11 protein-coding genes and 1 pseudogene are annotated in these 11,398 nt (G+C 58.2%); 6 read left to right on the top strand and 6 right to left on the bottom strand.

Annotated elements, in window-relative coordinates; genetic code table 11:
• From KO499_RS14680 to KO499_RS14665, 4 genes and pseudogenes are all read right to left on the bottom strand, one after another.
• Positions 1 to 251 (bottom strand): annotated as a pseudogene (locus KO499_RS14680) (energy transducer TonB); the annotation flags it as partial.
• A complete protein-coding gene (locus KO499_RS14675) occupies positions 248 to 658 on the bottom strand; it encodes an ExbD/TolR family protein (RefSeq protein WP_215984501.1) in 411 nt (136 codons plus the stop codon). The pseudogene KO499_RS14680 and the gene KO499_RS14675, both read right to left, overlap by 4 nt.
• Positions 655 to 1,050, bottom strand: coding sequence for an ExbD/TolR family protein (locus KO499_RS14670; protein WP_215984500.1), 396 nt, complete (start codon positions 1,048 to 1,050; stop codon positions 655 to 657). Before KO499_RS14670 ends, KO499_RS14675 begins: the two co-directional genes overlap by 4 nt.
• Positions 1,037 to 1,819: a MotA/TolQ/ExbB proton channel family protein gene (locus tag KO499_RS14665; protein WP_215984499.1), complete on the bottom strand. Its 783-nt coding sequence runs from the start codon at positions 1,817 to 1,819 to the stop codon at positions 1,037 to 1,039. Before KO499_RS14665 ends, KO499_RS14670 begins: the two co-directional genes overlap by 14 nt.
• Positions 1,820 to 2,008: 189 nt before the next feature.
• Between KO499_RS14665 and KO499_RS14660 the strand changes: the two genes are divergently transcribed.
• Entirely contained in the window at positions 2,009 to 4,375 is a 2,367-nt protein-coding gene (locus tag KO499_RS14660; protein WP_323133350.1) for a diguanylate cyclase domain-containing protein, read from the top strand.
• On the opposite strand, the gene KO499_RS14655 is transcribed toward KO499_RS14660, so the two are convergent.
• Positions 4,340 to 5,119, bottom strand: coding sequence for a sulfite exporter TauE/SafE family protein (locus KO499_RS14655; RefSeq protein ID WP_215984497.1), 780 nt, complete (start codon positions 5,117 to 5,119; stop codon positions 4,340 to 4,342). The genes KO499_RS14660 and KO499_RS14655 overlap by 36 nt on opposite strands.
• The gene (locus KO499_RS14650; RefSeq protein WP_215984496.1) at positions 5,110 to 6,237 is read right to left on the bottom strand and encodes a hypothetical protein; all 1,128 of its coding nucleotides are present in this window, start codon (positions 6,235 to 6,237) and stop codon (positions 5,110 to 5,112) included. Before KO499_RS14650 ends, KO499_RS14655 begins: the two co-directional genes overlap by 10 nt.
• A gap of 52 nt (positions 6,238 to 6,289) precedes the next feature.
• On the opposite strand from KO499_RS14650, the gene KO499_RS14645 reads away from it, so the two are divergent.
• From KO499_RS14645 to KO499_RS14625, 5 genes are all read left to right on the top strand, one after another.
• The gene (locus KO499_RS14645) at positions 6,290 to 7,777 is read left to right on the top strand and encodes an amidase (protein WP_215984495.1); all 1,488 of its coding nucleotides are present in this window, start codon (positions 6,290 to 6,292) and stop codon (positions 7,775 to 7,777) included.
• A gap of 131 nt (positions 7,778 to 7,908) precedes the next feature.
• The gene (locus KO499_RS14640; protein ID WP_215984494.1) at positions 7,909 to 8,526 is read left to right on the top strand and encodes a hypothetical protein; all 618 of its coding nucleotides are present in this window, start codon (positions 7,909 to 7,911) and stop codon (positions 8,524 to 8,526) included.
• A gap of 188 nt (positions 8,527 to 8,714) precedes the next feature.
• Positions 8,715 to 9,722 (top strand): methionine ABC transporter ATP-binding protein, encoded by a 1,008-nt coding sequence (locus KO499_RS14635; protein WP_215984493.1) that lies wholly within the window; start codon positions 8,715 to 8,717, stop codon positions 9,720 to 9,722.
• A complete protein-coding gene (locus tag KO499_RS14630) occupies positions 9,722 to 10,387 on the top strand; it encodes a methionine ABC transporter permease (protein ID WP_215984492.1) in 666 nt (221 codons plus the stop codon). The genes KO499_RS14635 and KO499_RS14630 overlap by 1 nt, the downstream gene beginning before the upstream one ends.
• A 183-nt stretch (positions 10,388 to 10,570) precedes the next feature.
• Entirely contained in the window at positions 10,571 to 11,353 is a 783-nt protein-coding gene (locus KO499_RS14625) for a MetQ/NlpA family ABC transporter substrate-binding protein (protein ID WP_215984491.1), read from the top strand.
• Positions 11,354 to 11,398 lie beyond the last annotated feature (45 nt).

The following is an 11,398-nucleotide window of genomic DNA, read 5'->3' as shown; positions in this document are numbered from 1 at the left end:
GGCTCTGGCTCTGGCTCTGGCTGTTGTTCTGCGGAGGGTTGTGGTTCAGGTTGTTGCACGGCTTCTTCGGGTTCAGGTGTCGTTTTCTCTGCCAGCGTGATGCGAATGGCGGGCGCAGTGTTAATCGCTGACTCACCCAGAGTGTTAAACGTCACCGTTTCTTCAGGAGCGGCCACCACCAGAGCGCCCAGGGTAATTGCGCAGGCCAGAATCAGAAGTACCAACCGTGACAGGGTGTGATGTCGGGTCATGCCTCCGGCTCCGTGAGTAACAGAATATCCACGTAGCCACCACGCTCAAGCAGCCGAAAGAGCGTTTCAAGATCTGCCATGGTAATGCTCTCGTCGGCAGCAATTCTCAGAGGCTGCTTTTCCTGCGGTTCGGGAAGGTGTGTGAGCAGGGCGTCCTTGGCAACAACTTCGCCAGCGATACTCCATTCGCCGTCTGCTTTAACCACCAGGTCGGCATGAGGCGATTGCTGGTCCACGGCTCGTGCCGTAGCCGGTAGTTCAGGCAGTGGAGTGTCCGCCAACTGGCCGGCAACGATGAAGAACATCAGCAGCAGGAAAACAAGATTGATCAGCGGCAGAAGGGCGTCTTCCACACGCTCCATCAGGCTCTTGCCGGAGGTAAACGGAGGGGGGACCAGATCAGTCATGGTGTTTTCGGATCAGTCCGTTTCCAATGAGTATCAATGCCATGGCTGGTCAGTTCGCTGAGCGTCCGGGTGAAGGCTCCGAGATTCGTCTGTGCGGTGGTTGCAAGATTGACCTCACTGACGCCGGCACGGGCAAGTTCCGGTAACAGTTGATCCAGGGGCATGGTCTGATCCTGCCATTGAATCAGGCCGTTGGCGGTCACGTTCAATACCGGCAAGGGTTCGCCAGTCACAGAACTGCGACTGGTGGTGTTGTTCGCCAGCTCCAGATAGTCCACGGGTAGCAACCTGCTGGTGAGCATGAAGAACACCAGCAGGATGAAGACCACATCAATCAGTGGTGTGATCCGGATTGGAATCGGACGGTTCGGGCGTGGTTCAACCAGCTGCATGGGCGAAGCGCTGGCCGTGGGTTGCTGTGTAGTCGTGGTCCGGGGTGTCTTCGCTTGAAGGGTTTTCCCGGCCGGGCTCAGATTCAATGACAGAGGCTTGGGTATCCTCGGCCGGCGTGACGTGGAGAATTGAAACGAGTGTGTTGTTGATGGTTTTGTGAATCCGACGCAGGCGGAACTCGATCCAGGCCGCCAGAGCTGCGAAAGGAATCGCGACCACCAGACCCGCGGCAGTGGTCGTCAAGGCCTCGTAGATACCGCCACTGAGTTGCGTCGCATTGGCTCGTCCCTCGGTGGCTGCCATGGCACTGAAGGCTTCCATCATGCCAAGCACTGTGCCCAAAAGACCCAGCAGCGGCGCTAATGCAGCAATAACCTCAATGATCTTCAGGGGTGCCTCGAAAGGCTCCAGAGCTTGTTGTGCATCCCGGATCGCGGTTTCGCGAATTTCACGATCGTCCCGGTTGTTTTTCAAGCCCTCAATAGTATTGGCCACAAGGTGGAGCAAGGGGTTCAATCTGCCCCATGCGCCGGCCTGTTCCCGAATAGAGACCGACGAAACCGACGCCGGATTTTGTTGCCAGGCCATTACGGTTTTTTTAAGTCTACCCGGCAGCCGGGGTGCGTATAGTGTGCCCAGAAGCATCAGATAAACAAAGGTAATGATACCTGCCAGGGCCAGTGTGAGAAGCACTACCATTACGGGGCCGCCCATATCCGTCAGTTGGGCCAGTGGGCTGGTACTTGCGAATAGGGAAGTGTCCGGCATGATAGTAGACTCTTTGACAGAATAACGTGGATCTAAATGATAGAGATTATCATTAGATTTGCAAGAGGTTAACCTGATAACGAAGAGCACTTTGTTACACTGTAAAGGGAAGTACGTACTACCAGCAGCTAAGAGGGTGGGAGGTTACGTCAGTTTTGGTCGTTGAAGCCGTCAGGGAGTTTGGATGTTGTGTTGATCAAACAATGGTTTGACAGTCTGGTCAATCGTGCGGTCTCCCTTGTGGTTGGCGCTATCTTCGTGTCGGCTCTTCTGGTGACAGTTTCCAACTTTCTGTTAAGCCGCTCGGAACTTGAACAGCAAGCCCGTAATCAGGTCGAAACGATCGCGAGCCTGATAGCAAAGGAGCTTGACGACAAGCTGGCCCTGCGGCTGGAGGCCCTTAGCCATGTTGCCCAGACTCTCACCATGTCGGGCGACGTTCTGGACACCCGGGCACGGGTTCTGATCCGGAGACAGACTGCGCTTGAGCACTTGTTTGATGCGGTTTTTCTCTTTGACGAGAACGGAACGATTGTTGCCGAGCACCCGGAGAAATTTGGACAGATCGGCCTGGATGTCAGTGGCCGTGAATATTTTCGCCGCGTTTCGTCAACACTCACCCCGGTGATCAGCGAGCCCTACCTGTCGCACTATCAGAAGAAGCCGGCCGTCATGATCGCCGCACCTGTGTTTGATCATCGTCAACGTTTCATCGGGGTTATAGGTGGTGCGATTGCTCTGGATGGTGACAACTTCCTTGATCAGTTCATCAACCTACGGATTGGCGCGACGGGTTATCTCGGGGTTTCCACCCGCAGCGGTTTTGTGGTGGTCAATCAACGGGATGGTGCGGCCATGTCGCCGGTAAGAGTGGCCAACCCGGTTCTGAGAGACGCCATGGAAGGGTTCGAGGGTACAGTGGAAGCCCGCGACAGTGGCCGGGAAAAGACCATTATGTCAGTGCAACAACTGACACAGGTGCCCTGGTTTGTGTCCGCCGTCTGGCCGTCTCGCGAAGCGCTGGCGCCAATCACCCGGACCGTAGGCGCCTTTATGTGGGTGCTGCTGCTGGTGATTCTGTTGATTGCGCCCCTGGCGCTCTGGCGTTTCAGGAGCTTGATGGCACCGCTAAAACTCCTGGGCAACCAGATTCGGGAACGGCATCTGGGCATGCGTTCTGAACCCGTGCACGTGTCCGGTGGCAAGGAGATCCGGCAGGTTGCAGAAATCTTCAACACGGTCATGGATGAACGTGATGACGTGCTGGTGTCGTTGGCCGAAAGAGAGGCGTTTTTCCGGTCACTCACCCATAGCGCCCCTATCGGCATCGTTCAGACCGATGTCCTGGGCCGGATTGAATTTGCCAATCCCGCCTTCGAAGCCATCGTTGGCCATCCCGCTGAGGAGCTCACCAACAGTTATCTGTCGAGCCGGGTATATGAGGCTGATCGGCTGGAGGCGACAACCGGTTGGAAACAGGCGATCAGGAGTCAGAGTATTTTCCGTGGGCGATTCCGGCTGGAGCCACAATCACCGGGCCAGGTGGTGTGGGGTGACGTGATGACGGCCGCGATTCAGACCCCTGAGAAGTCTCTGGGTACCATCACTGTAGTTCGGGATATTTCCCATGAACTGGCCGTGGAAGAGGCGCTGCGATCTGAACAGAAGAGGGCGGAGACCATTCTGGGGGTGTTGCAGGAAGGTGTCTTGATGGTGGACGTGCAGGGTGTTATCCGGTTTGCCAATGATGCTGCCTGCCGGCTCTTGGGCGCGGAGGGAGATTGTCTGCCCAGCAACTTTTTCCAGCGGGTCACGATCGAGGCTGACAAGCGGGAAATGACCAGAGAGGACTTCCTGGCTGCGGAAAATCTGATCAGCCTTTACGTGACTCTGCGGAATGCGTCGGGCGAGCCCTTCCCGATTGATCTTACGATGCTGCATATCCGTCAGGGGTGGGAAGACGAGCGCCTGGTCTTCGTGTTGCGAGACGATAGTGAGCGTCGCCGGCAGGAAGAGCGACTGTCCTGGGAAGCGACCCACGACAGCCTGACCCAACTGAAGAATCGCCGGGCATTCAATGCCTCGCTGATCAGCTGCCTGGGTGAAAGTCCTCGTCAGGGAGCCAGTTCGGTGCTGATGCTGATCGACCTTGACCATTTCAAACCGGTGAACGACGAAGGCGGCCACCTGCTTGGTGATGATCTGCTGAAGCGTCTCGCGGACCTGTTCCAGGATTCGGTTCGACAGTCAGACACGGTGGCCAGGCTGGGCGGCGATGAGTTCGGCATCATACTGCCCGCCTGCGGTATGGCCAGGGCCGAGGCGCTGGCCGAGCGAATACGTGCGGAGGTTGAAGCCCTGCGTGTTGAGCAGGACGGACGTATGTTTGGCGTTACCACTTGCATAGGCCTGACCGAGCTGAGTTCGCAGGACAGCGGTCCCAGGGAAGTTATGGCCCGTGCCGATGAGGGGTGCTATGTCGCCAAATCCCGCGGCCGCAATGCCGTTGTGGTGGTGCCGTCACCACCAGCCGGCGGAGATGCTGGCCTGCCATAGCAGGCGGACTGCGAGCGCGGTTAGTACGATGTTGAATATCAGGGTGAACTTGTGGTTGCTCAGGGATTTGAGCACATGCAGCCCGATCCATGTGCCGGCAAAGCCAAAGGCGATCATGGCGAAAATGAATGGCAGCCAGTCGAAGAACATAAAGCCTGCTGCACCGAACACCAGTGCCTTGGGTGCGTGCTGAAGTGTCATGGCCGTGGCGAACGTGGCGACGGTTTTAAAGCGGTCGGTGTGAATCTGTTTGATGAATGCGGCAACGAGCGGACCAGTGGCGCCGACGAACAGGCTGATAAAACTGGTCAACGCTGACGCCAGAAACACCCCAGGGGTTCCGAATGCCCCTTTCGGCAGACCCGGCCCCCAGCACAGGTAAAGCACGAACAGGGCTATGGTCAGCTGCCATACGTGCGCCGGAAGATTGACCAGTAACCAGGCCCCCAGCGCCGCGCCAGCCACGACCCCAGGCAGGAACGCTGCGATGACCCGCCAGTCCACATGCCGCCATGTCAGGGTTGCGCGTCCGACATTGGAGCCAAGCTGAATCATACCGTGCACCGGAATTATAGCGGTTGGCGGCATCCAGCTGGCCATCAATACCAGTAGAAGAACGCCCCCACCGGCGCCGAGGCTGGCGGTGATCATCGAGGTGATGGTGGAACTCGCCAGCAAAAACAGCGCGACGGAAAGGCTCAGACTCTCCGGTATCAGGTGGTCCAGAAAAACAGCTACTTCCATTCACAGAATTCCGTTGGTTTCAGGTAGGCCGTGCGACACAGCGCTTCGGTTGCCAGCTGGACATCGGCGACATAGTAGAGCGAAGCAAGGCCAAAACGGTCCCGGCCCAGATTATGGAAAATCAGGCCAAAGGCGATGTCACCGGCAGTAAAGCGTTCGTGGTTGGCGGCAAAATACTCCGCAGGCTGCGCCAGAAGCGGATCATCCAGCAGCGCCAGAACCCGTCCGGCGCCGCCATGATAAGCCTGGATCAGGAGGAGGGAAAATAACCGGTCTCGTTTCTCGTCGGGAAGGTGGCCGAACCGCTGCTGGAAAACCGGTGCCAGATTGCGGGCATTCTGGTTCATCAGGCGCAGGGCGCAGTCAATCTGGGCCAGTCGGTGCCAGACATTGCCGGGCGCAATTTCACAGTCCGAGAGTGCCGAGGGCGACAGTTGGAGTATGCCTCTGGCGTTTGCTTGCGAGTGGGCCCGGGCCTGCGCCCCGCTCTCGATCAGGATCTGACCTGCCAGATATCGTGGCAGAGCCCTGGGCAGGGTCAGACGGTTCTGGTTGTTGCGGTGGCCGTATACATACATCAATGCGTCGTGGAGGCTCTGGGGAGCCTCGCTGGTGGCGAAGGTCAGGTCGTCCCAGGCGCCCCAGATACGGTCGGCCGGCAAGGTGCCCAGGTAACGGGCGATTGCCTCACTGACATTAACGTGTGGCTGGTCGCAGGAAAGCGCGAAGGGATAGCCTGTCTGACCGGTGTCTCCGGCAACCCAATCCTCCACTCGGCCGCTCGCGTGCAGGGATTTCCGGGTTTCGTTCAGCAGGCGCTGGGTGGCTTCGCGGTCTTCTCCGTCACTGATCCAGGCCAGAAACCGGCCTCGCATGTCGAACAGGATGTGGCGATCGGCATCGGCGCAATAGCCGGATTCCCTGAGTACCCATCGGCGAATGGTCAGGATGTTCTCGAACACGCCCTGACTGACCCAGTACGGTGATGTCCGGATAACGCGGGTCCAGTCGCTGGTCTCAGCGGGCGTTGTCGCAGCGTTCTGGGCCATGGCAGCGCCTTCTGCCGTCACCATGACTATCAGGGCCAGGTGGCGTAAGCTCTTGAGAAAATTGACCATAGACGTTATACCCGTGACCTTCCTCAGGACAGAATAACAAAAGGGACCTGCCATGAAGCAATCTGAATACCTTCGTTTCGATGCAACCGCACTCGCTGATCTTGTCCGCAGGGGTGAGGTTACTGCAAGGGAAGTATGCGAGGCGGCGGTGGAACGGGCAACCCGGGTCAACGGCACACTCAATGCGATCTGTCATTCCCAGTTCTCCGAGGCATTTGAACAGGGCTTCCCTGAGCAGGCAGCCTTTGCCGGAGTTCCCCTGTTGCTCAAGGATCTCGCCCAGGAACAAGCGGGTCATCCCTGTACTTATGGCAGCCGGGGAATGCAAAAGAACGTTGCATCCCGGGACTCTGAGTTCGTTCGCCGGGCTCGCGAAGGCGGGCTGGTTATTATTGGACGGACCGCGACCCCCGAATTTGGTCTGAAGGGGGTCACGGAATCTGAGCTCTGGGGGCCGTCGCGCAATCCCTGGAATACTCAGCTTACGCCCGGTGGCTCCAGCGGGGGCTCCGGGGCCGCCGTGGCTGCCGGAATTGTGCCCATGGCTGGCGCCAATGACGGTGGCGGCTCGATCCGGATCCCGGCTGCGTACAATGGCCTGTTTGGCCTGAAACCGTCTCGTGGCCGCATTTCCTCCGGTCCTGACGTGGGCGAAGCCTGGACCGGTGCCTCCACCGATCATGTGGTCAGTCGGACGGTCAGAGACAGTGCCGCGATGCTTGATGTACTCAGTGGTCCGGCACCCGGTGATCCGTTTGTGATTCCCCTGCCGTCTGTGGCCTATGCCGAACTGATGCAGCGGTCGCCGGGCACTCTGCGGATCGGTGTGTTCACCTCGTCGCCGTACAACACGGAGGTGGCGCCGGAGTGTGTGGCTGCCGTTGAGGAGACCGCCCGGGTTCTTGAGAGCCTCGGTCACAAGGTTGAGTACGCAGCGCCGGAATTTGATGGTATGGCTCTGGCCCGTTGCTATCTGGGCCTGTATTTCGGCGAAGTGTCTGCGATGATGGTAAAGGCGAAAAGCCAGTTCGGTGCCAGTGACAGTGACTTCGAGCTGGATACTCGCCTGATCGGGATGCTTGGAGACACCATGCCGCTGTCCGAGTATGTCAGCCGACGCAGGCAGTGGAACGAGTTTGCGCGGGCGCAGGGCGCATTTTTCGGGAGTTACGATCTTTACCTCAGTCCTGCCACCGGGCAGTTGCCGGCCGAGATCGGGGCGCTGGAAACTCCACCGCATCTTAAATTTGCGGCCCGCATGATGCTGAAACTGAAGGCCGGTAAGCTGCTGCACCGTTCGGGTCAGGTCGACCAGATGGCTCTGGAGAGCCTCGCGCGAACGCCCTTTACCCAACTGGCCAACCTTACCGGAACGCCGGCCATGTCGGTGCCAACTTACTGGACTGCCGAGAGTTTACCGGTGGGCGTTCAGTTCGGGGCACCTCATGGTGGCGAAGCAACCCTGCTTCAGTTGGCTGCCCAGCTGGAAGAGGCCAACCCCTGGTTTGGCCACTATGAAAAGCTTGAGGAGGCGTTTTGAGTTTTCCGGGGGTTGTGATCCGGAGGGTGGAACTCCACGTTTATCTTTGCAGGCGGAACAGGCTATGCTGTTAGGCAGGAAGACCCCTTCTTCCTGATCGACCCTGATGGCATCGAGGAGGCGAGCGTATTATGAACCAACCGATGGCAATCGACGAACTGGTGTCCGTAGCACAGGCCGAGGCCATGGGGGAGCTTGATGCCCCGATGATGGCCATCGTTCTGTCCAGTGAACAAAGCTACGATTTGCCCATTAATTCTCTTGAAACTGATGCCGACAAGGCCCGCTGGGGTTTGATTCTCCGCGCCGCCCGCGAGCACGTTGAAGCGGATGCGGTGGCCGTACTCTATCCCGCCTGGACCACTATTCGTCACAAAAAACCGGAAGAGGAAGCCAAAGCGGCCGAGGAAACCGCACTGGAAGAGTCCGATGGCTCTGACGATTCCGACGGACCGATCGATACCCTGTTTGTGCAACTGCATACCAGGGACCATGTGTACTGGCGGGGTTTTGAACAGATTCGGGATCCCAAACATCAGCGCATCATCGGCTTCCGCCGGATCAAGGCGCTGTCCACCGATTATCGGCGAGACGAAGCTCCGTCGGTTGCGTCCTGGTTGAGCACCCTGTTTGAGCCCTTGCCCGAAGAAGGCGAGGAAACCACCGTCGACCGCGAACTGGCCGACCTGCTGGAAGAACCGGAAGTCAGCGCGGCGCTCTATCCGCGCCAGATGCGCGCTCTGCACTGATAAAATCCAGGCAGCCGGAGGCCCTTCTCCGGCTGATCGCTTCACCTGGTTTCGGACGCAGTCCGGTGCCAGGCAAGCGGTTAAGTAGGGATATCTACCCACACTGAGAATCATTCCCGTATTCGGGTTTGCCCACCGGATGGGCTATAATCGCGGGTTTTTAACGCTGCACCCACAAGGCGCTGACCGTGATTGTATTTGACCAGGTACAGAAGTCGTATCAGGTAGGCGGCCGGGCGATCCCCGCACTGCATCCTACCGATATGACCATTGAAACCGGCGAGGTATTCGGCATTGTTGGCCACTCCGGCGCCGGCAAATCGACGCTGGTGCGTCTGATCAACCTGCTGGAGCCACCCACCGGTGGTCGCATTCTGATCGACGATGAGAATATCACCGATTACGATGCCGCCGAACTCCGCGCGTTTCGTCGCAAAGTCGGCATGATCTTCCAGCACTTCAATTTGCTGTCGTCGAAAACCGTGGCAGACAATATCGCCTTCCCTATGAAGCTGGCTGGTATCTACTCGAAAGCCGAGATCCGGGACCGGGTTAACGAATTGCTGGCCCGGGTCAGTCTCAGTGATCACGCCAACAAATACCCGTCGCAGCTTTCCGGTGGCCAGAAACAGCGAGTGGGCATTGCCCGCGCCCTGGCCTGCCGGCCCACCATCCTGCTGTGTGATGAAGCCACCAGCGCTCTGGACCCGCAAACCACCCAGTCGGTGCTGAAACTGCTGGCGGATATCAATCGGGAGCTGGGCCTGACCATCGTGCTGATCACCCATGAAATGGACGTGGTTCGCCGTGTCTGTGACCGGGTTGCCGTGATGGATGCCGGCAAGGTGGTGGAAATGGGACCGGTCAGTGACGTTTTCCTGCACCCGCAGCATCCGACCACCCGGGATTTTGTGTTTGAGAGTGAAAGCATTGACCGGGATGAGCTTCAGGCAGACCTCAGCAAAGCCGACGGCCGGATTCTGCGGCTGACCTTCAAGGGCGAGTCCACCTACAAGCCATTGCTGGGCAGTGTCGCCCGGGAATCCGGTGTGGATTTCAGCATCCTTTCCGGGCGCATCGACCACATCAAGGAGACCCCCTACGGCCAGCTGACCCTGTCACTGGTGGGTGGTGATCTCGACATTGCCATGCAGGCGCTGCAAGCCGCCGACGTTCATGTGGAGGTGCTGCGCTGATGGAAGCCCTGTTAAGCAACGTAGACTGGAGCGAAATCGGCTGGGCCAGCTGGGATACCCTGGTGATGGTGGGTATGTCCCTGCTGTTCAGTGTGGTCATTGGCCTGCCCACCGGTGTTCTTCTGTTCCTGTTCGGCAAACGCCAGTTACTGGAACAGCCGGTGGCCTATGCGGTGCTGTCATTCGTGGTGAATGTGCTCCGCTCGGTACCGTTCATCATTCTGTTGATCGTAATGATCCCGTTCACGGTTATGCTGATCGGCACCTCTCTCGGCGTCGCCGGCGCCATTCCGCCTCTGGTGGCGGGCGGTGCTCCGTTCTTCGCCCGTCTGGTCGAAACCTCCCTGCGGGAAGTTGATCGCGGCATCATCGAAGCTACCCAGGCCATGGGTGCCAGCGTCAAACAGATCATCTTCGGGGCGTTGCTGCCCGAAGCCCTGCCGGGCATCATCGCCGGCATCACGGTGACAGCCATTACCCTGGTGTCCTATGCCGCGATGTCCGGTGTTATCGGTGGCGGCGGTCTTGGTGATCTGGCCATCCGCTTCGGCTATCAACGATTCCAGACCGATGTGATGGTTATTACAGTCGCGCTACTGGTCATTTTTGTTCAGGTTCTGCAGATGGTCGGTGACCGTCTCGTTCTGTATTTCAGTCGTAAGTAGGCTCGCTTCGGTGTAAGCCGCTGGCCGGAAAGCCCTTCCGAAAAACGCCCGTAAATACGTCCCTGTAGGGCTCGGTCGCGCCATCTCCGGCGCTCCACGTTTTCGGAAGGGCTTTCCGGCCAGCGGCCCAGAGCTTTCAGTTAAGTCATCACGCTTGTCATGCGTTAACAGGAGAATTGATTTATGAACTTCAAGAAAACATTCGCAGCACTGGCTGCAGCCGCTACTTTCTCTGGCGCCGTCGCCGCTGAAGAGCTATCCGTGGCCGCAACCCCGGTTCCTCATGCAGAGATCCTGGAATTCGTGAAGCCACAGCTGGCGGAGCAGGGTGTGGAGCTGGACGTGAAAGTATTCACTGATTACATCCAGCCGAACATTCAGGTGGACCAGAAGCGCATGGATGCCAACTTCTTCCAGCATCAGCCGTACCTTGACGAGTTTAATGCCGGCCGCGGCACCAACTTGGTGACCGTGACGGGCGTTCATGTAGAGCCATTTGGCGCATACTCCAGCAAGATTGATTCCCTGGACGAGCTGGAAGACGGTGCCGTGGTTGCCATCCCTAACGACCCAACCAACGGTGGCCGTGCGCTTTTGCTGCTGCAGAAAGCCGGACTGATTACCCTGAAGGATGAAAGCAAGATCACCGCGACACCCCGTGACATTGCTGATAACCCGAAAGACCTGGACTTCAAAGAGCTGGAAGCGGCAACCCTGCCTCGTATCCTGAACCAGGTGGATGTTGCCCTGATTAACACCAACTATGCACTGGAAGCGGGCCTTAACCCATCTGAAGATGCACTGGTGATTGAGGGTTCCGAGTCGCCGTACGTGAATATTCTGGTAGCCCGTCCGGACAACAAGGACAGCGAAGCCATGCAGAAACTGTCCGAGGCGCTGAAGTCTGACGCAGTGCGTGACTTTATCATGACGCAGTATGAAGGCGCCGTGGTTCCTGCGTTCTGATTGTCTGGAAGTGACGGAGCAGGTGGGTCTTCTTCTCACCTGACC

Origin of the sequence: Marinobacter sp. F3R08 (genome assembly GCF_018860425.1) — a bacterium.
Classification (GTDB): Bacteria; Pseudomonadota; Gammaproteobacteria; order Pseudomonadales; family Oleiphilaceae; genus Marinobacter.
Note: the sequence above shows the minus strand (reverse complement) of the source record. Positions and strands in the feature narration are given on the sequence as shown.